At 43.1% G+C, this 21112-nt stretch carries 23 protein-coding genes; 2 read left to right on the top strand and 21 right to left on the bottom strand.

Going from position 1 to position 21112, the window contains the following annotated elements; genetic code table 11:
• Window positions 1-29: 29 nt before the first annotated feature.
• Entirely contained in the window at window positions 30-1022 is a 993-nt protein-coding gene (locus PHU20_RS06330; protein WP_274824518.1) for a PorP/SprF family type IX secretion system membrane protein, read from the bottom strand.
• Window positions 1023-1144: 122 nt separating this feature from the next.
• Here PHU20_RS06330 and PHU20_RS06325 point away from each other — a divergent pair, with 122 nt between their 5' ends.
• Window positions 1145-2047: a NifU family protein gene (locus PHU20_RS06325; protein ID WP_274824517.1), complete on the top strand. Its 903-nt coding sequence runs from the start codon at window positions 1145-1147 to the stop codon at window positions 2045-2047.
• A 242-nt stretch (window positions 2048-2289) separates the two neighbouring features.
• Window positions 2290-3120, top strand: coding sequence for a mechanosensitive ion channel family protein (locus tag PHU20_RS06320; protein WP_274824516.1), 831 nt, complete (start codon window positions 2290-2292; stop codon window positions 3118-3120).
• Window positions 3121-3122: 2 nt separating this feature from the next.
• On the opposite strand, the gene tsaB is transcribed toward PHU20_RS06320, so the two are convergent.
• The 20 genes from tsaB to gcvH all read right to left on the bottom strand — a co-directional run bounded on the left by tsaB (window position 3123) and on the right by gcvH (window position 20987).
• Window positions 3123-3797, bottom strand: a complete 675-nt coding sequence (gene tsaB / locus PHU20_RS06315; protein ID WP_274824515.1) for a tRNA (adenosine(37)-N6)-threonylcarbamoyltransferase complex dimerization subunit type 1 TsaB — start codon at window positions 3795-3797, stop codon at window positions 3123-3125.
• A gap of 85 nt (window positions 3798-3882) precedes the next feature.
• Window positions 3883-5232: a TolC family protein gene (locus PHU20_RS06310; protein WP_274824514.1), complete on the bottom strand. Its 1350-nt coding sequence runs from the start codon at window positions 5230-5232 to the stop codon at window positions 3883-3885.
• A gap of 30 nt (window positions 5233-5262) precedes the next feature.
• Entirely contained in the window at window positions 5263-6408 is a 1146-nt protein-coding gene (locus PHU20_RS06305) for an efflux RND transporter periplasmic adaptor subunit (protein ID WP_274824513.1), read from the bottom strand.
• Window positions 6409-6453: 45 nt separating this feature from the next.
• Window positions 6454-7716: an ABC transporter permease gene (locus tag PHU20_RS06300; protein ID WP_274824512.1), complete on the bottom strand. Its 1263-nt coding sequence runs from the start codon at window positions 7714-7716 to the stop codon at window positions 6454-6456.
• A gap of 1 nt (window position 7717) precedes the next feature.
• Window positions 7718-8947 (bottom strand): ABC transporter permease, encoded by a 1230-nt coding sequence (locus PHU20_RS06295; RefSeq protein ID WP_274824511.1) that lies wholly within the window; start codon window positions 8945-8947, stop codon window positions 7718-7720.
• Window positions 8940-9641, bottom strand: a complete 702-nt coding sequence (locus PHU20_RS06290; RefSeq protein WP_274824510.1) for an ABC transporter ATP-binding protein — start codon at window positions 9639-9641, stop codon at window positions 8940-8942. Before PHU20_RS06290 ends, PHU20_RS06295 begins: the two co-directional genes overlap by 8 nt.
• 168 nt (window positions 9642-9809) lie before the next feature.
• On the bottom strand, window positions 9810-10922 hold the full coding sequence (locus tag PHU20_RS06285; RefSeq protein WP_274824509.1) for an efflux RND transporter periplasmic adaptor subunit: 1113 nt from the start codon (window positions 10920-10922) through the stop codon (window positions 9810-9812).
• 28 nt (window positions 10923-10950) lie between these two features.
• Window positions 10951-12210: an ABC transporter permease gene (locus PHU20_RS06280; RefSeq protein ID WP_274824508.1), complete on the bottom strand. Its 1260-nt coding sequence runs from the start codon at window positions 12208-12210 to the stop codon at window positions 10951-10953.
• A gap of 15 nt (window positions 12211-12225) precedes the next feature.
• A complete protein-coding gene (locus PHU20_RS06275) occupies window positions 12226-13473 on the bottom strand; it encodes an ABC transporter permease (RefSeq protein ID WP_274824507.1) in 1248 nt (415 codons plus the stop codon).
• A 117-nt stretch (window positions 13474-13590) separates the two neighbouring features.
• Window positions 13591-13806 carry a hypothetical protein gene (locus tag PHU20_RS06270; protein ID WP_274824506.1) on the bottom strand — a complete coding sequence of 72 codons (216 nt, stop codon included), beginning with the start codon at window positions 13804-13806 and terminating at the stop codon, window positions 13591-13593.
• Complete coding sequence (locus PHU20_RS06265) at window positions 13803-14339, bottom strand: DUF420 domain-containing protein (RefSeq protein WP_274824505.1); 537 nt, start codon at window positions 14337-14339, stop codon at window positions 13803-13805. The genes PHU20_RS06270 and PHU20_RS06265 overlap by 4 nt, the downstream gene beginning before the upstream one ends.
• A 7-nt stretch (window positions 14340-14346) precedes the next feature.
• Window positions 14347-15072: an SCO family protein gene (locus PHU20_RS06260; RefSeq protein ID WP_274824504.1), complete on the bottom strand. Its 726-nt coding sequence runs from the start codon at window positions 15070-15072 to the stop codon at window positions 14347-14349.
• 110 nt (window positions 15073-15182) lie between these two features.
• Window positions 15183-15818: a thioredoxin domain-containing protein gene (locus PHU20_RS06255; RefSeq protein WP_274824503.1), complete on the bottom strand. Its 636-nt coding sequence runs from the start codon at window positions 15816-15818 to the stop codon at window positions 15183-15185.
• A gap of 119 nt (window positions 15819-15937) precedes the next feature.
• The gene (locus tag PHU20_RS06250) at window positions 15938-16321 is read right to left on the bottom strand and encodes a cytochrome C oxidase subunit IV family protein (RefSeq protein ID WP_274824502.1); all 384 of its coding nucleotides are present in this window, start codon (window positions 16319-16321) and stop codon (window positions 15938-15940) included.
• A gap of 57 nt (window positions 16322-16378) precedes the next feature.
• Window positions 16379-17356 (bottom strand): cytochrome c oxidase subunit 3, encoded by a 978-nt coding sequence (locus tag PHU20_RS06245; protein ID WP_274824501.1) that lies wholly within the window; start codon window positions 17354-17356, stop codon window positions 16379-16381.
• Window positions 17357-17454: 98 nt separating this feature from the next.
• Window positions 17455-18036 carry a cytochrome c oxidase subunit 3 gene (locus PHU20_RS06240; RefSeq protein WP_274824500.1) on the bottom strand — a complete coding sequence of 194 codons (582 nt, stop codon included), beginning with the start codon at window positions 18034-18036 and terminating at the stop codon, window positions 17455-17457.
• A 76-nt stretch (window positions 18037-18112) separates the two neighbouring features.
• On the bottom strand, window positions 18113-19024 hold the full coding sequence (cyoE, locus tag PHU20_RS06235) for a heme o synthase (protein WP_274824499.1): 912 nt from the start codon (window positions 19022-19024) through the stop codon (window positions 18113-18115).
• A 415-nt stretch (window positions 19025-19439) separates the two neighbouring features.
• Entirely contained in the window at window positions 19440-20159 is a 720-nt protein-coding gene (locus PHU20_RS06230) for an energy transducer TonB (protein ID WP_274824498.1), read from the bottom strand.
• A 62-nt stretch (window positions 20160-20221) separates the two neighbouring features.
• The gene (locus PHU20_RS06225; RefSeq protein ID WP_274824497.1) at window positions 20222-20614 is read right to left on the bottom strand and encodes a VanZ family protein; all 393 of its coding nucleotides are present in this window, start codon (window positions 20612-20614) and stop codon (window positions 20222-20224) included.
• Window positions 20607-20987, bottom strand: coding sequence for a glycine cleavage system protein GcvH (gene gcvH, locus PHU20_RS06220; RefSeq protein ID WP_274825168.1), 381 nt, complete (start codon window positions 20985-20987; stop codon window positions 20607-20609). The genes PHU20_RS06225 and gcvH overlap by 8 nt, the downstream gene beginning before the upstream one ends.
• Window positions 20988-21112 lie beyond the last annotated feature (125 nt).

Below are 21112 nucleotides of genomic sequence, written 5' to 3'. Positions count from 1 at the left end.
CGGTTGGCGTTTGGTGATTTTTGTCCCGATCAATTGGCTGCCGGGCAATAACAATCGTATCTGCGCTCGGATTGCCCAAAATCGTACCCCAAGGTAATCTGATGGAACCCTCCATTATCGAAACGGACATCGCCCATCTGATAGGAATAATTGTAAGAGACCATAAAATTTTTGATGTTCGCCCCTACGATCGGCGTAATCAATTGAAGGCGCTGTTCCCCAAAACTACCATCGACCAAGTACTGCGCCCCATCGAAGCTTCTACGGTACGACAAACCTCCCCAGATCCTTCCAAAATCGACATCCTTATATACCTTGAAATTGATATCCATCGTTTTTTCCTCGGTAAATTCGGTAAGCTGAAAAAGAATGGATGGCTCATATTGCCATTCGTTCCTTCCAAAAACATATCCCCCGGAAATCAAATACCTCCTAAGGTTATCGAACTCATTGGCCGTATAAAGATCCCTTCCACTCCCCAGAATATTCAAAACGGCAAAGTGGGCATAGAACTCCATAAGGCTATAAGACATCCCCAAATCCAAATTAAAATAACTGACACTATTTTTTCCGCCTGTGATAATGGGATCGGGAATGACCGAACGAAATTCGGATTCATCCAAGTTACTCTGTAACAATCCGGCACTCATACCGAATGACAATTGGTTCAAATAGCGAACATCGCCCCCCAATTTCAAATGATGGGCATAGGTCAACTTGAGACCTGTTTGGGAATGATAGCCATTGGCATCATTAAAAAATATCGCCCCTACCCCGCTAGGGCCATCCCCTAACCGAAAATGGGCATTCAACGTCTGTAGGTTGGGGGCATCATCAACGGAAAACCATTGTTTTCTAACGGTAGCCCGTATTTTACCTCCTTCCCCGATCCCTGCCATTGAAGGATAGACCAAATAGTAATTGTCCGACAAATAGTCAAAATACACGGGAACACCCTCTTGTGCCATTGACCGAAAGCCAAAAGCCATAAAAGCGATCATTAGCAGCAAGCGAAATTTCATACGGATTATGGGAATTGCTAGATTAAAGTCGACCAAACACTATCTATAACGGTTGAAATGCCACATTATTATATTTCCTTGAACTAGCAATAAGTTTGTACTTTTGCAGAAAACAAAATTATATGAAAGCGTACTCAATCTCCGTAAAAGAAACCAATAATCCAGCGGTTTTAAAATTTGAGACCAACCATTTCATTACCAAGAACACGAATTACGAATTTAAAAATATAGATGAGGCCAAAAATTCACCCTTGGCCCAACAATTGTTCCACCTGCCCTTTATCAAGACCGTGTATATATCCGGGAATTTCATTGGACTGGAACGTTACAACATCATCGAATGGGCCGATGTTCAGGAGGAAGTTGCACAGCAGCTGGCCGATTATCTGAATTCGGGGGATCCTGTGGTCATCGAAGAGGAAACCGGTAAAAAAGTACCCATTACCGTGTATGCCGAAGTAACCCCTAACCCTTCGGTAATGAAATTCGTATGTAATATGCATATTGTCCCGGCTACTTTCGAATTCAAGAACATCGATGAGGCCAAGGACTCTAAATTGGCCATGCGGTTATTCCAATTCCCATTTGTAAAGGAAGTATTCCTGGATGAGAATTATGTTTCGGTAACCAAGTATGATGTTGCCGAATGGAATGACGTTACCATGGAACTTCGTGACATGATACGGGAATTCATAGCCGATGGCAATGAAGTGGTTTCCGAAAACAGTATCGCCGCCTCAAAAACCGCGTCCCAAAAAACATATACCACCACCGATTTCATGGACGAAACGTCTAAACAAATCATCGATATCCTGGAGGAATATGTGAAGCCTGCGGTGGCCAGCGATGGGGGCAATATCCTTTTCCAATCCTATGAATCGGAAAGCAAAACGGTAAACGTTATCCTGCAAGGGGCTTGTAGCGGGTGTCCGTCTTCCACCTTTACCCTGAAAAACGGTATAGAAACCATGCTCAAGAACATGTTGGGGGACAAAGTGAATGAGGTCGTTGCCCTTAACGGCTAAGGACCCAATACCGATCCCATACGTTATAAGTGACCGAAAAAATCACTTATAAAGTTCATCGACCTACGGTCGGAATAAAGACAAAACGCCCCAAAAAGGGCGTTTTTTTTACCCTATACTTTGTTAACCCATTGCAAAAATCGCCCCCCTTGCCACATCCTTTCAAGATTAACATTTGTTTAGTGATTTAAATTTGACAAGGAATTGGAATTATCATTTTTTTGCAAAAAATTTTAAAGTACATGAAAACACTTAAAGTCTACGAAGAAAATATTGTCAAAGCCCAAGAATGGCTATGGGATATCTTACCGGGATTGATCACCGCCCTAGTTACGGCCACTATCATTTTAATAGTCGGACTCTGGGTCATTAAACTGATCAACGGAATGGTGAAGAGATTCTTCCGTAAAACCGAATACGACCCTTCTTTGGAAACTTTCCTGCAAAGCTTTCTCAACATTGGCCTAAAGCTCATGCTTTTCGTATTGGTCGTTACCCAGTTGGGCGTACAGTCCTCTTCCTTGGTAGCTGTTATCGGTGCGGCGGGTTTGGCCATTGGTTTGGCCCTCCAAGGTTCCTTGGCCAATTTTGCGGGCGGGGTGCTTATCCTAGTCTTCAAACCCTTTAAGGTAGGAGATTTTATCGCTGCCCAAGGTGTTGAAGGCACTGTAAAGGAAATCACCATTTTCACTACCAAACTAAGCACCTTTGGAAATCAAATTGCCATAGTGCCCAACGGGCAACTGTCCAATAACAACATCGTTAATTACAACGCCCAAAACACCCGAAGGGACAAGATATCCGTAGGGATAGGATATGGTTCCAACATCAAACAGGCCAAGGATATTTTACTCCAGATCTGTGCGGAAAACGAGAACATCCTTAAAGACCCCGCACCGGAAGTATATGTTGCGGAACTGGCGGACAGTTCGGTTAACCTTTCGCTGCGCTTTTGGGCGGAGAACGAAGTTTTCTGGGCGGCACATTTCCATGTCATGGAAGAATTGAAAAATAGGTTCGATGCAGCCGGAATTGAAATTCCATTCCCACAAAGGGTCATACATCAAGGGTAATCCTAGGATTTTTTACGTTGTACCATAAAATCCTTTAGATAATAAGGTTCAAAGTAAGCCACATTCTCAAAGTCGCTTGCTTTGAACTTTTTAAAGGACAATTTTCCCATATCCCGTGAAGAGGGCACGATTTCGGTATTGAACACCACATTTTCGTGTGCTATTTCCCCTATACATTTTTCGGCCCCACTACCTACTAAAAGCACTTTACCCGTACTGAGGTATTCGTGAAAGGAATCCCCATCGATGATTTCGGCCTTGGTGGCCCGTACCTCCTGTAGGTGCTTATCAAAAATGGTCGCATACACTTCCATCCGGCGGGCGTCCAACATGGGAACGATAAAATCCACTTCAGCACCTTCGACCTGTGCGGCCATACTCTTGAGGGTAGGCACCGAGATCAACGGCAGATCCAAAGCAAAACACAAGCCTTTAGCTGCAGATACCCCAATGCGCAATCCCGTATAAGACCCTGGCCCTTTACTGACGGCCACGGCATCTAGGGCATGCCGGTCGATGCCGGCTTCTTTCAGGACCTCTTCGATAAAAACATGCAACTGTTCCGAATGGGAATAATTAGGGGTGTCATGCTCTTTAATAGCGACCACCTCCCCATCCTTAGCAAGGGAAACGGAGCAATTGGTCGTAGCGGTCTCTAAGTTCAGAATCAAAGCCATAGCCCGCAAAGATATACCTAATGCCTAAAAATAAAAAGGCCCATGATCAGAATTAATCATGGGCCATATATTCGGTGAAAATGGTTTACTCCAACGAGATAGGAATGCCAAAATAGAATTCGAGGATCTTTAATCGAAAGATATAGGCATATTTGGCCCGTATCACCTCTGCCTCGGCATTATCGACCCTCGCTTGGGCCTGACTGTAGTCAAACGAATTCATCAGGCCGACGTTAAACCGTTCCTTGGCATACTCATAGGCCAGTCTTCGGGCTTCCAACGTTTTTTCGGCCGCTTCGTACGATTTGTAAAAGGTGGTAACATCCACATAGGCCTGATTGACCGTGGTTTCCAAATCCAATTTATCCTGCTCGAATTGCAATTTTGTTTTCTCCAAATTGATTTTATACCTACTTACACTATTACGTGTACTCCAACCATTGAAAATAGGCAGGCTCAAAGATGCCCCATAGGAGATACCATCAAAAATCCACATCTGGTCCTTAAACCCCGGCGTATAATATACCCCATCGGTATTGGGGATTTCCGTCGCATCGGAATAACGGTTATTGTATTGAAAAAAACCGGACAAGCTAGGGTAATAAGCCCCTTTGGCGATCTGCAGGTCTTTTTCGGCTAGCTCGACATTGGTTTTGGAGAGTTTGATATCGTTACGGAACTCCAAGGCCTTGGCGAATATGGTCTCTGCTGAATTGTTCAAAATATCGGACGGTGGAATCTCAAAGGCTTCGTCGGCCACATCAAAATTCCCATAATCGGTAATCTGTAAAAGCTGGGCCAGGTTGATTTTTGAAATCAATACCAATCCCTCATTATTTACGATCTGCTGTTCCTGGTTCGCCGCTGTGGCTTCGATCTCCAATAGATCACCTTTGGCCACCACCCCGGATTCCACCAACTCCTTGGTACGTTTCAAATCCTGCTCGGTAACCGCATATTGTGCCTTTGACACCTTTAGGGCTTCCTTATTCGACAAAACCTGAAGATAGGCATTGGCCACGTTCAAACTAATATCATCCTTTAGATCATCCAATTGATATTGGCTCGATATGGCCGCCAATTTTGCCCGGCCCAAAGACCGGATACTCTGTAACCCGTCGAACAAAGTGACCCCGGCGGTTAGACTACCACTATAGTTGAACGTCGTACTGTTGGTGGGAAGGTTGTTGGTCGGGTTGATCGAGAAACCCGTATTGCTCGAAACCGATGAGGACCCATTTAAAGAAGGCAATAAATCACCCAAGGCATCTTTCCCATCTATTTTCACATCTTCGAGGTTCAATTCGTATTGGGCAATGCTCAGGTTGTTTTCAAGGGCATAGGCAACACATTCCTCCAAGGTCCATTTTTTTTGCTGGGCCGACACCCACCCGACGGTCAATACCAAAAGTATTGCTGTTAATTTAAATTTCATTTGTTGATTTTTTGATTATTGATCGATGATTTATGCTTCACTTTCCTCGGAATCTTCATCCTCCCCTTTTTTGATCGGTTCGGTCTTGTTCCATTGTTTTATTTGATCATCCTCAGAGATTCCGGATATGATTTCCACATTCACCCCATCGGAGATACCGATTTCGATATCCTTACGTTCAAATTTTTGATCATCCACATTACCAACGGCCACTTCAACATAGGGTTTATCGGTTTTCTTATCAAATTGCAACAAAGCCTCAGGAATGACAAGGACACTATCTTTTTTCTCCAAGACCATTGAGGCGTTGGCACTATAACCCGCCCGTATGAATACATCTTCCTTAATCTCAACATCCCCTTCGATCTTAAACTGTACGGCTCCTGTTTCTTCGATGCCCTTAGGGGCGATAAACCGCAATTTGGCATCCAATTCCGTTCCTTCAACAGCGCCAAGGCTTATTTTCAAAGGCGTTCCTACCTGTAGTTTCCCCACTTCCCCTTCATCGACCTTACCTTCAAAGATCATCTTGCTCAAATCGGCAATGGTCGCGATGGTCGTACCATCGTTAAAATTGTTACTTTGGATAACTTGATCCCCTTCCTCTACGGGAATTTCAAGAATGGTACCTTCAACAGTAGCCCTTATATTGGTATTTGCGGTCGTAGAGCCTCCGGCAGAACCCCTTTGGATAATTTGGTAATCGGCCTGGGCATTACTTAATTCCTGCTTTGCCTGATCATATTGCAATTGTAGGGTGTTGAAATCCTGACTGGATATAACCCCCTTCTCGAACAAGGCCTTGTTCCTATTATATTCAATGGTCACGTTGTTCAAAGACAATTCGGCATTCCGTACCCGTCCGCGGGCCTGGTTCAGCGATTGTTCATTGGGCACTACCTTGATCGTGGCTATGAGGTCGCCCGATTTTACTTTGGCTCCTTCTTCCATATAGATTTTTTCGATGATCCCGGAAATCTGTGGCTTGATCTCGATTTCATCTTCAGGAACCACCTTACCCGTAGCAACCGTTTTCTTTTCAATATTGGAAATGAACGGTTTCGAAGTCTCGTAGGTCACGGCAGATTTGCTGTTCGATTTTATAAAGAATGCCGCAGCCCAAAGTGCCCCTAGTACTAGAAGTCCGATCAACGAATATTTTAAAATTTTGTTCATCTTGGTAGTTGTTTATTTATATACTTATTATTTTATTTTTCTTTTTTATTCTTCACGTAAGGCATCAATGGGTTTTATGCTTACCGCACGTTGGGCCGGAATCAACCCGATCAAGGTGCCCAATACCACCATGATCACCAATGCCCCCAAAACATAAGGTATGGGAACGGTGGGGTTTGCATAAGGAAAATCGGCCCCTTCGGTAAAACCATTGATAAGACTAAGGGTACCGGCCCCTAGGATAATTCCCATGATACCCGCTATAACGGTCAAGAAAACCGATTCAAGGATGATTTGTGATTTTACCTCATTGGGTGTTGCCCCCAAGGCCCTGCGTACGCCGAGTTCCTTGGTACGTTCCTTTACCGATATCAACAGAATGTTGCCTATGCCGATGACCCCGGCCAAAATAGTGGCAATACCTACCACCAAGGACAAGAACGTCATTCCTTTGGCAAAACCTACGATCCTATTGAAAACCTCCCCCAGGTTAAAAGAACCAAAGGCCCTTTCATCTCCAGGATCCACACGATGTATCCGCTTTAGCACGGTCTTCACATCGGCTTCGGCCTGTACCACATCGGCATCGTCATAAGCCGCGATCGTCAGCCATCCGACATTATCCCCCGTGTTGTACAATTTTCTATAGGTTGTAAATGGGATATAAATATCACTATCGGTTTCAAAGCCTCCTCCAGGGGTGAATTTATGAACACCCACGATTTGGAAATAAATATCATCGATCCTAATATAGGCCCCAATGGGATCCTCATCTTTGTTGAAGAGCTCACTTTGTGTCCGCTCACCGATCACACATACCTTCCTGGTTTGATCGATATCATCATCATTGATAAACCTACCCCTGTCGTATATTTTTTTGGTGGCGATCTTTGTAAATACCGGGTAATCGCCATAGATCGAATAATTGCCCGATTTTTGGCCATTGACGACCAGGGCCGGTTCATCACCGAACACCCCTTTTGCATTTCGGGGAGCGATATTCTGGATGGCAGGTACCCGATTCTGCAATACGGTTACATCGCCCATTTTCAATTGTAACTGCCTTCCGGTCTTAAACCCTTCATAGGGCATACTGGTTTGTTGGGCCCAAACGAACATACTGTTCATGGCCACGGTTTCAAAGGCTTTTTCAAACCCATTGTCCAAGCCTTTGGCCGAACCGGAAAGTGCTATGTAGATAAAAATACCCCAAAGAACCCCGATTACCGTGATAATGGTCCTGGTTTTGTTCTTTCCGATAGAACCAAAAATCTCCTGCCACGTATTTTTATCAAAAATGAAATTCATCTTATTCGTCCCTTAATGCTACAATCGGTTTTATTCGTGCTGCGCGTCTTGCCGGTATATAGCCCGCCAAGGCCCCGAAAATTATAAGTACTACGGTCGCAAAAATTGCCGTACCCAAATTGATATTGGGATTGGTAATGAAATAATCCTTTAGTTTTTCCCCTAACGAACCCAAGATCCCTATTCCGATCAACATACCGATAAACCCAGAGATCGTCGTTATGAAAATGGATTCCAAGAGTATGGTCCCGATTACGGATCTTGGCGTTGCACCAAGGGCCTTTCGAATGCCCAATTCCTTGGTACGTTCCTTGACCACGAATACCATGATGTTACTGATCCCAATGATTCCGGCTATTATCGTCCCGAAGGCCACGAAAGCCACGATCAGCTGCAAGACCCTGGCAAACTGCTGGTTTTGTTTTAACTGGTCCGCTACATTTCGGATAAACAATCCGTTCTGATCTTTTGGGTTTATATATTTCTTTTCCCGTAAGAAGGTATTCAAACTTTTTTCAAAAGCCATGGCCCCGGCATACCCCAATTCGGGTTTAAAGGCCAAAACGATCTGATCCAATTTATCGTTGTTCTTTTCGATCAACTGCCTTGTGGTGTATGGGATATAGATATTCCTTTCCTCATTATCACCCCCATCATCCTGGAATACCCCGATTACCTTAAAAGCACTACCGGAAATATCGACATACTCCCCAATCGACGTATTGGTCCCGAACAGATCCTTCTCGACCAATCGTCCGATTACCGCATATTTCGTTTTATTCTTGATGTCCTCCTTATTGAGGTACCTCCCTTTCATCATTATGGTTTTCTCTGCATATTGATAATCGGGACCCACGGCACGTGTGGAATAATTGTTCGATTCCTCTTTATACTTTACCAAGCCACTTCTAAAGATACGTGGTGTTGAATATTCCAAAAAGGGCGCAAAATTCTTATTGATATCCGCAAGATCCCCATTATCGAATTCTATCTGCCGATTGGATTTATACCCCTTATAGGGCATGGAGGTCCTTCCTGGAAAAAGGTAGAACACATTGGTGGCATCGTCCCCGAAAAAGTCGTCAAAAGTATTGATCAACCCATTGCCAAAACCAAAGAGCACCACAAAGATGAGAATCCCCAATGCGACGGTAAACCCTGATAAGAACGTTCGGAGTTTATTCTTTTGGATCGTCTCGAATATTTCTTTCCAGTTGTCCCTGCTAAACATATTGCGAAGCCCTTACCTGTGTCACTTTTTCATCTTTTTCGATCACCCCGTCCTTTAAATGGATAATGCGTTTGCACATGTGTGCGATATCATCTTCATGGGTGACTACCAATATCGTATTGCCTTGATCGTTTATTTTTTGGATCAGATCCATAACTTCATAAGAAGTGGTGCTGTCCAATGCCCCGGTCGGCTCATCCGCTAGGAGCACTTTCGGCTCTGCAGCCATGGCACGGGCAATCGCAACACGTTGTTTTTGCCCCCCGGACAGCTCACTGGGCAAATGATGGGCCCATTCTTTCAAACCCACTTGCCCCAAATATTTCATGGCCCTTTCTTGTCGCTCCTTTCTTGGGATCCTTTGGTAATATAACGGGAGGGCCACATTCTCCAAGGCACTTTTGTAGTTGATCAAATTGAAGGATTGAAAAATGAATCCCAAAAATTTATTCCGGTATTTTGCCGCTTTCGTTTCATTGAGGTTTTTGATGGGAACCCCGTCCAAGGTGTAATCCCCCGAGTCTGCCTCGTCCAACATTCCAAGGATATTGAGCAAGGTGGACTTCCCTGAACCTGAAGAGCCCATTATCGCCACCAATTCCCCTGATTCTGCCGTGAAATTTATTCCCTTGAGGACATGAAGGGAATTACTTCCCATTCTATAGGATTTATGAAGATCTTTAATTTCAATCATGTTGGTTTGTTTGTTGTTCGGAATCGTCCCTTTCGAAATACTACCATAGGACTTCTAAGTTGTTTAATTGTTACAACATTAACTCCAAATATTATGTTAAAAATTTTGATATACCGCTTCCGGGACCTAATGAATTTTAAGTCTTAATAGTGATTATGGGTATTTGGATCAATCTGAAATACCGTCGGAACCGATCTTATTCCAGACCTTGATCTTATCCCCTTCCGATATGCCCGATTTTACCTCAACGAAAATACCGTCACTGATTCCCAACGCGATATCCTTTCGTTCAAATTCCTGATTCCCGGTTTCGATTTCCACAAAAGGTTTTTTTGTATCCGGATCAAACTGTACCAGGGCCTCCTTAAGAGCCAGAACACTATCGGCCCTACCTAGGATGATGGATGCGTTGGCACTAAGTCCGGCCCTTATGAATATCGAATCCTGCTTTTTCAAAGTGCCTTTTATCTCAAATTGGATGGCCCCATTCTCTTCTTCCCCCTTAGGGGCTATATAATCGAGGACAGCATCGAAAACTTTGTTCTCGATCGCCCCAACAGTGATCTCCAAGGGTAGGTTTTCTACTATTTTACCCACTTCGGACTCATCGACCTTACCTTCAAATATCATCTTCTCAACGTCTGCAATAGCCGCAATGGTGGTACCCTCATTGAAATTATTGCTTTCAATGACCTGGTTGCCCACTTCCACGGGTACGTCCAAGACCATGCCACTGACCGTAGCCCTTATCATGGTATTTGCGGCATTGCCGTAGCCACTTGTGGTTCCCGTCTTTATGATGTCGTACCGTTTATTGGCCGCTCTGTAGGACTGTTGGGCCTGATCGAAACTTACCTGGGCCCGCTCCAGATCCACTTTGGAAATCACCCCTTTTTCAAAAAGGCTCTTTTGCCGATCCAAATTCCGTTTTTGATCCTCAAGACCGATTCGTGCCTCATCGATACTGTTCCTGGCATCGTTCAACGCATTGAGGTTGGGTACCACTTTGATCCGTGCCAACAGGTCACCCGATTTCACATAATCCCCTCCCTCTACGAAAACCTCCTCGATTACCCCGGAGATGTTCGGCTTTATAAGTACTTCCTCTAAGGGTAGGATGCTTCCCGTAGCCACCGTTTTCTTGATGATGTTCTTTTTACTGGGCACTTCGGTTTCATAAACCACGGGGTCTTCCGCATTTTTTTGATACAAATAATACATAGCCCCTCCGAAGGTCACTACGAGTATCAACAAAATAATTAGGGTTACTGACTTTTTCATTCTTTATCCTGTTTTATGATTGATTGATCTATTCTGTTCTCAAAGCATCTATGGGCTTGACTTTTATGGCACTTTGGGCCGGAATGAACCCGGCAAGCAGTCCTGAAACCACAAGGATCCCCAAGGCGGCCACCACCACTTCGACACTGACACTAGGGCTTAAAAACATATCTACGGGACCGTTGGCATCCAATAGGGCATTGATTCCATAGATAACGAATGCCCCGAAGGAAATTCCGGCCATACCTGAAATAATGGTCAGAAAAAGGGATTCCATCACAATCTGTAACTTTATTGACCTGGGATCTTCCCCCAAGGCCCTACGAATGCCGATCTCCTTGGTACGTTCCTTAACAACGATCAACATAATGTTGCTGACCCCTATGATCCCTGAAATCAAAACCAATATTCCTACGAAATAGGCAATGAACCTTAACGCGGCAAAAAGGCCCTCTACCCTTTTAAACTGTTCATACAGATCAAAATAACCCACAGCCCTCTTATCATCGGGGTGTATTTTTCGATTTTGTTTTACGATCGATACGATTTTTTCCTTTAATGAGGTAATGGAACTTCCATCTTGGGCGGTAATGGCCATCCAACCCACATTATCGGCCCGATTGAAAGCCTGTGAAAAGGTAGTGAAGGGAACGAAAATCTCTTTTTGGGCCTCTTCCCCGTCACCATTGCCAGTTCTTTTTTTATACGTGCCGATAACCATAAAATTGACCCCTTGGATCTTTATATAGGTGCCTATAGGCTCTTCGTCCTTCCCATATAAACCGGTCTTGACCCCGACCCCAATAACGGCAACCTTTCTTTTTTCGTTGATATCGGAATGATTGATAAAACGCCCCGAGGTAATGGTCATCGGGTCTTGATTGATGATTTCCGGATAGTCACCATAAACATTGAATGCCCCTGTATTGATCCCCCTGGTCACATTGTTCGCCCCATTGAAACCGCCCAATTGGTTTCTTGGAGAAACAAATCGCAGATTGGGCACCTTGTCCCGAATGGCCCGGACATCATCCAGTTTAAAATTATAGCGCCGTCCTTTGGGCAACCCCATATATTCCTTGGTCGTATTCCTTGACCACATGAACATGGTATTGGTGGCAATATCACCGAAATCGGCCATTACCCCATTTTGAAACCCTTTCCCTGCGGCCAAAAGGACGATCAATATCAAAATACCCCAAAATACCCCAAATGCCGTTAGGAGTGTCCTAAACCAATTGCCGGTAAGTACCTCCAAAATCTCTTTCCAACGATCTTTATTGAACATTTTTCCTTTTTTTACCTATTCGTCCCTCAAGGCATCGATGACTTGAATATTTGCCGCACGCCACGCCGGGAAAAACCCCGCCACCGCACCGGCGAAAATCAACACAAAAACCGTGGTCAAAGCAACATTGAAATTCACGGTGGGATTCAAAATATAATCCACCTCGATATAGGGTCCGAAAATTTCCAAAAGCCCCATACTCACAATCAATCCGGCAAAACCCGAAATCGCGGTAACGAAAATGGCCTCATGGAGGATCATGCCCACGATAGACCATGGCTTTGCCCCAAGAGCCTTTCGAACCCCTATTTCCCGGGTTCGCTCCTTCACTACGATCAACATAATGTTACTCACCCCAACGACCCCGGCGATAATGGTGCAGATACCCACAAACCAAAAGAACATTTTAATGCCGGTAATCAAATTGAAAAACCGCTTCACTTCTTCCAAGGTATTGAATACGTTGATCGCACTTTCATCATCGGGGGATACGGTATGCGCCTCTTGCAGATAACTTTTCATATCCTTGGAAAACTTCATGGATTCGGCGACTGCCTGCTCAAAATTTTCAACAGGCTTAAGTGTAAAGTACAGGTTATTTACGCGGTCGGCCCCATTAAAAACCCTTTGGGCCGTTGACATGGGGATAAAAATACGTTCCTCTTCCCGTTCCCCAGCCATATCGCCATACACCCCAACAATCTTGAATTTCAATCCGGAAATATCCAGATACTCCCCCAAGGGATCTGTACCATCCTTGAATATTTCCTTTTTAATGGTATTACTTATTACGGCTACTTTGGAAACATTCCTATGATCTTCGTAATTAATATAGCGACCTTGGGAGATGAATTGGTTCTCGATAAACTGATACCCCCCATGAATCCCCTGTACACTGTACCCAACTGATTCTTTTTTATAATTCACCAAGGCATTACGCACCCTGAACATCCCCGACCGGTCTTCCAATTGGTCTGAAAACCGTGTTTCGATATGGTTTAAGTTCCCATTGCGCATTTGAATGGAACGACCGGGATTAAGGCCTTTATACGCTTTGGTGGTCACTTGGGTCCAAACCGCAATACGATTGGAGGCATCATTCTCGAACTCTTTGGCAATACCATTTTGCATGCCCTGCCCAAAACCCAATAAAATAACCAGGATAAAAATTCCGGAAGCAACGGACAGCCCCGTTAAAAAGGTCCGTAATTTATTCTTACGGATAGTATCGAATATCTCCTGCCACCTTTCAATGTCGAACATACCATAGATTGATTTTGATTGATGCGTACCCTATTGAAGTAGGGTACTATCATAAGACTACAAAACCAAACTTTTGTTACAGTGACTTTTGGAAATAAATGCCCGAAAAAATAAAAATCACGCTTTCATCTTCCTGTAAATGAAGTAGAACACGCCGGCCACCAATATATAGGGTATTGCCATAAGATAAACAATGCCATTATTTATGCCTTCGGCCGCAGCGGTACTGCCCTCACTTTCCAAGACCGCCCTACACATAGCGCATTGTGCCCCCATGTCCTGGGGCAGCAACATGAAAACAATTAGAATGACAAGGGTAAATTGAATTTTCATTGGAATACATAATAGGGTGAAATCATCAAATAGACCACTACCCCCGTTATGGCCACGTACAACCAAATGGGAAATGTTATTTTGGCCAACCGCCTATGGGCATCATACTTTTTCAGATACGCCCTTGCATAGGTTTTGAGCACCAAGGGTATTATCGCAATCGACAGGACAATATGGGTAATCAATATAAAATAGTATACATATCTAATTATTCCCTCACCCCCGAAAGGTGTGGAATCGGAGGTCATATGATAGGCAACGTACATGACCAGGAACAATAGCGAAAGAATGATACAAAAAACCATCAATTTTTGATGGAGTTCCCTTTTTCCGTTTTTTATGGCCACTACGGCAAGAACCAACACTACCGCCGTAAGGCCATTGATCGAGGCATAAATGGGAGGCAACATATGCAAGGGCTCCACATTGGGGAGCTTTACCCCGAACAGGACGGCCACCACGATGGGAATGGCAATGGATACCAAAGTTATTAACCTGTTGAACTTTTTTTCCCGAATATCGACTGTACCCATGTTATTTTTACTCGTTTAATAGTTTTTGAATATCTTCCTTTAAGATGGAAACCTGTTCTTTCTCCCCTTCCCCATTCTCGCCTTGTTCCTCGGTTATGGTACCGCGATAATAAATAATGGGATTTCCGAATTCATCGACCCTGGACCTTATATACCCTTTCTTGTCTATGAGCGCAAAGAGTCCGGCATGCTCAAATCCACCGGGGGCATTGGGCATCTCCGAAACGAATATATTGAACCCTGAATTGGCCAACTCATAAATAGCCTCTTGAGGCCCCGTTAAAAAATGCCAATCAAGATTGGTCACCCCATGTTTTTCAGCATATTCCTTCAGTACCATAGGTGTATCATACTCTGGGGTAATCGTAAAGGAAGCTACCCCAAAGTTATTTGAAGTTTTGAACTCTTCCTGTATATCGACCAGATTGGTGGTCATTATCGGACAAATGGAAGGGCAGGAGGTAAAAAAGAATTCGACCACATAAACCTTACCCAAATAATCCTTATCGGTAATCACCAAACTGTCTTGGTCTATAAATTCAAATGATGGCACCCGACGTTTTTTCCCATCCAAATAAATATAGGCCAACTCCGCATTATTATCCTTCAGGTTGATGCGGTCATTTTCAACCACCGTTCCTGAACCCAAACGTTCAACGATCCTAGGAACAAAGATGATACCAAAGACCAATATTACCAAGGATACCCAAACATAGGTGTATTTGTTTTTCATATACTTTTACTTTTCCGATCTATTTTGCCAACGAAAGCAACCCTAAGAGACGTTATTTTGAAATCGAAACCCGATCCACTCTATAAACTTTCAAGTTGTCGTATTTAAAATCATTGGTTTTTACGTTCGGCATTGTTCTTTTTCAACGCCAACCGATATTCCGCCAATATTATTTTTACGTCATCTTCCATCTTGTTGTTCAAATCGGCCACGGATGTGGCGTTAAAACCAAATTTCGTACCTTCTTCCTCGTCGTCGGTCCTTCCGCGAAGGTTCCTATCCTTATCGATGATAAAAACGTATGGCGTAGCCAAATCCCCATCTAAGTACAAATCGGTTTCCAGTCCCTTGAAAAGACGTTGTATCTCCGCTTCTTCTCCATAGGCGAAATTCCATTTCACGACATCGGCCAATTTTCCCAATTCGGATTTTAGGGCTTCTACCTTTTTTTCGGAACCTTTAGGCACTACCATTACAAATTGGAAGTCGTTGAATTCATAGAACCTTTTGTAGATTTTCTGATTCAAATTGAAGGCAACCCCTTTTTTGTTTTCCAAATCCCGACCTAAAAATCCAAGTATGGTAATTTTATCCTGAAGGACGCAATTGGCATCAACCTCGGAAATATCGGGAATGTCCTTGGTAAGGACCGGAAGCTTGCCGAAATTATTGATGCCGGAAGCAAAAAAAAGGTAGGCTACAATAGGCAGGATAAACAATACTACTAAAACGAAGGTCTTTTTCATTCGGGATCCGATCACCAATATTCGACAAATTACCAAAAGATGCCGAGAGTTTTCCGGCAAATACAAAAATAAAAAAAGACGGTCCTTAAACCGTCTTTTAATTTGTTAATAATATCTTATCAGAAGTTCCAGGTCAAAAATCCATCCTTAAATACATTGTAGATGTAATTCCCTTCCACCAAAAGTATAAAGGTCAAATACGCGATCAAGAATATGGCGGTCCAAACCACGGCCCTACGAAGTGAACTTTTTTCGTCCCTTAAATGCATAAAGTCCCACGCGATATAATAAGCCTTCACCAGTGTCAAAATAATGAATATCCAATTCAAGATCTTCATTCCCAAAATCGTATTGCCCGTGAGCGCATGGGGTTTTATAATCCCCAAAGCCACTTCTACTGCCGTTACCAAAGTCAAGAATACAAGTACCCCCCATATTTTTTGGGTATTCGACTTGAATTTCAATAGTCCCCGGAATATTTCCAACTTATGTGCGTGTGCCATGCTAAAACTGTCGATTATTTTTTTGTTATCAAATGCTAAAAACCAGTAAGGATCGGGTTATACCAAATAAAAGAAGGTAAATACGAATACCCAAACCAAATCCACAAAGTGCCAATAGAGTCCAACTTTCTCGACCATTTCATAATGGCCTCTTTTTTCATAGGTACCCAAAGCCACATTAAAGAAAATGATCAGGTTGAACATCACCCCTGAAAAAACGTGGAAACCGTGAAAACCGGTAATAAAGAAAAAGAAATCGGCGAACAACCTGCTCCCATATTCATTATGGATCAGATTGGCCCCTTCAACTACCTGGGTGGCATTTTGGAGTTTTGCCAAAGATTCCTGCCTTGACAGTACTTCTTTTTCCCCCGCTTCATTGATGGTTTCGGTACGTATGACGATATTGGAATTTGCTTTAAAACCTTCCAAGACCTCGTTTACCGAATAGGTTGGCAAAGATCCTTCTTTATAGAACCAGACCCCATTTTTTCTTTCGTGTATGGCTCTTTCCTCTGGAAGGGTCACGGCAAAATCGGCCAATGCAGCCCTTTCCCCGGTATCTGCGTTTACGAATTGTAAAATACGTCCTCCTTTGGTTTCAACGGCACCATAATCCCCACGAATGAAGGTCGCCCACTCCCAAGCTTGGGATCCGACGAAGATCGCACCACCGATAATGGTCAAGAACATGTACCAAATTACACTGTTCTTCTTCATCTTATGCCCTGCATCGACAGCCAACACCATGGTAACGGAAGACATGATCAACACAAAGGTCATAAAAGCCACATAATACATGGGATAATTACCATGAAAGAAGGGTACATGTGTAAATACTTCATCCGCAATGGGCCAAGTTTCAATGAACTTAAAACGTGAAAAACCGTATGCAGCCAAAAATCCGGAAAATGTCAATGCATCGGATAATATAAAAAACCACATCATCATCTTCCCGTAGCTTGCACCTAAAGGGCGGTTATCACCACCGCTCCAAACGCCTTCTTCCACTCCCGTTGTTACCGTAGAATCCATAAATTAGTCAGTTATCGTATAATTAGAATTTTCACAAAAATACATTTTTTCGGAAGATACAAAAGTCTACGACCAAGAAATCAAAAAAAAAAGGAATTTTAGTCGACCAAAACCATAAATGCAAGTAGATACACCCAAAGGAGGTCCAAAAAGTGCCAAAAGGTAGCCCCTAGGGACAACCCTAAGTATTCCTTTGAGGAATATTTACCCTTATATTGATTGTACAACACCACCAACAAAGATAAAATCCCGGCAACCACGTGAATGACATGTACCGCCGCGATAAGGAATATATACGACATTTTCACACTACTTGTCGGTCCGGTAAAATAATACCCTTGGGCGATCATTTGCGAAAAGCCATTGAATTGGAGTATTATAAAAACCAATCCGAGCCCCAGGGTCAGGAGCAACCAATTGGCACATGATTTGACCGCATCCTTTTTTATGGCCTTCTTTGCCAGAATATAGGTTAGACTACTAAGGACGATAACCACACTACTGATATAAAAAGAAGACGGAACTCCAATATCGCTCAACCAATCTTCCCTTTTGCTACTGACGATATAAGCACTTGTCCACCCCGCAAAGGCCATTAGCAAACTAACAATGCCGAACCACAGCATCATTTTCTTTGACCTATCATTCTTTTCTTTTTGGGTACCTTGGGTTAAATCCATAAAATCCTATTCGTATAAATTAAAACAATCTGACATTTTTATTGAACATCATAATGAAAATACATGCCTTGAATGATCAAAAAAGGAGGCCGATATATTTATCGGACACATAAACCAATTGCATAAAGGTTATATAGGTAACACTGGCCAACATCAATTTCCGAGCGGATACATTATCCCTTTTTTCATATAACCTGAAGGCAAACCCCAACATAACTGCTCCCATTATAAAAATAATGATCGCCGCTGTAATCGATAGATGTAGGCGACCGGTAATCCCAAATGCCGGAACCACCGATATGATCATCATCCAGATCGTATACATTATTATTTGCAAGGCCGTTCCCCCATCCTTCTTTCCCGTAGGCAGCAATTTAAAGCCCCCTTTTTTATAATCCTCATCCAACATCCAAGCCAAGGCCCAAAAATGGGGGAATTGCCAAAAGAACTGGATCATAAACAAAGTACCGGGTTCAATACCAAATTCATTGGTAGCGGCCACCCAACCCAACATAAAGGGAATGGCTCCGGGAAAAGCCCCAACAAACACCGAAAGTGGGGTAATCGTTTTTAAGGGCGTATAAATACTGGTATACAGAAAAATGGATATGGCCCCGAACATGGCCGTTTTTGGATTTACGAAATATAGCGACACCACTCCGAGCACAGTCATTGCTATCGCGATTGTCAACCCAAGTTTCACAGACATCCTTCCCGAAGGTATGGGCCTGTTCTTCGTCCGTTTCATCAGGGCATCAAGATCCCTTTCGATAATTTGATTGTATGCATTGGACGCCCCCACCATGCAATAGCCACCAAAAGCCAGTAACAGCAGGGCGACAACGCTAATTTCATAAGCCCCCAATAAATAACCGGCAATGGAGGAAAAAACAACACTGACCGCGAGCCTTACCTTTGTAATTTCTTTAAAATCAGCAAACATCATGGCCAAAGTGGCATGTTTCACTGGTTTAATCGCAGTTTTCATTGTCATTTTTTATCAAACGCAAATATAATCGGTGTAGGTAAAGTGTGCAACCAATTGCCAAGGTTTATGATTTTCCCGAAAATCACCCGGAATCACATTCCCTGTACCCCTTTTACAACAACCGATATACAAGTACTCCTTAAGATTGTCGCTACCACGGTCTATGGCTACATTGAAAGAATGGATCGTAAAAGTCGTATACGCATTATCATGCCAAGCAACCTATGGTTTAGGTCCCAAAATCGAGAAATGCTTGAGAAACACCCCCCTTATCCCTTCTAGAATTGCCTTGAGCTGCTCCGAGAATGAAAAATGACATTTGGCCGTGATCCATTCAATGCCGATCTATGGTAGAGGGGTATAAAAAAAAATCCCGAACCAAGGTTCGGGATCTAAATATTAAATATGATATTTTTTACTGCAACCTAAAGGTAATAGGGATACTGAAAGGAACCCTTACTGCCCTTCCCCTTTGTTTACCAGGTGTCATTTTCGGAAGCTTACCGATAATCCTTGCTGCTTCCTTTTCGAGGTTTTTATCCGGTCCACGCATTCTTACGCCTCCGATACTTCCGTCTTTTTGGATTACGAACATAACGTTTACCCTACCTTGAACCCCCATTTCTTGGGCAATCTCAGGATAACGGAAATTTTTGGCGATATGCTTTTGCATTTTTTCTTGAAAACAATCACGCATTGCTTTTGCCCCTTTACCTTTTTCAGATTCACAACCTGGAAAAATCGGTACATCCTCAATTACGGCGAAAGGTACATCTATATCTTCCTCTATTTCTTCCACTTCCACATCCTCTACTTCGATGATCTCTTCTTCTTGACTTGTTTCGGTAGATTCGATAACGGTTTCTTCCACTTCAACCTCATCCTCAACGATTTCGATGATTTCCGGCGCAGCTGGTGGTGGTGGTGGTGGTGGAGTTTTAATCTGTTCGGTCATTGGAACTTCCTCATCCAACATATCCTCAACATTCATGGAAACATCATATTCATTGGTCTTCTCATAAGTTTTCCATTCCAAACCTCTCCATACCAAAAACATCACAACCGCAAGTCCTATAACAAAGTACGTGCCGCTATTTTTTCTTAAATCTGCTTTTGGGTTCTTTTTTAATTCCATATTTAATTTTTTTTAAGGTTCGCTAATTTAACTAAATAATTGACAAAAAAACAAGTATTACTTTATTTTAACCCTCTTTGCCCGTAAAATATGGACAAAATGGCGATAAATCCTATGGCAACACCGGCACTATTGGCCATCGCATCGTAAATATCCCCTGACCGGGCCACCGTCATTGTACCTTGAATCACCTCAATAACCATACCGAATATTATGAGTGAAATTGCCAATAACTTAATTTTTTTCAAAATATCCTTTCGCCCCCCCTTTAGCTCCATAAGATACAGTGATCCAAGGATAAAACCGACAAAATAGAATGTGAAATGTACTATTTTGTCCATAAAAGGGATGTCAAAGGAAGGAAGGTCGCTCCCTGAAAATGAATATAAACTGGAAAAAGTGACAAACACCATCCAGCCTACGAACATCAGTGCGAACAAGTGCTTTTTACGCACCAATCAATGCTTTGTACTCTTCAGCACTCAACAATTCCTCGATTTCGGCAGGATCCGCGATTTTCACCTTGATCATCCAACCATCACCATAAGGATCGGTATTGACTTTCTCGGGCTCATCTTCGAGTCCTTCATTGAATTCAATGATCTCGCCCCCTAATGGCAAAAATAGATCGGAAACGGTCTTGACCGCTTCCACAGAACCAAAAACACCATCCTTTTCCATGGTTTCATCCACGGTCTCAACCTCTACATAAACGATATCCCCCAATTCCCCTTGGGCAAAATCCGTAATTCCTACTGTTGCCATTTCCCCGTCGACCCTTACCCATTCATGGTCCTTAGTGTATTTCAATTCTGAAGGTATATCCATCATAAACATTTTATTGTTAGAAAAACAAATGTAAATGTTTTGATTCCGATATTCAAAAAAAAAGTGGATTCATGGCGCTTCTAAATAGATAAGGCTTTAATGCAGCGTTACCCATGGGCCGACAA

Origin of the sequence: Maribacter polysaccharolyticus, assembly GCF_028882255.1 — a bacterium.
In the GTDB taxonomy this organism is placed as follows: Bacteria; Bacteroidota; Bacteroidia; order Flavobacteriales; family Flavobacteriaceae; genus Maribacter_A; species Maribacter_A polysaccharolyticus.
Note: the sequence above shows the minus strand (reverse complement) of the source record. Positions and strands in the feature narration are given on the sequence as shown.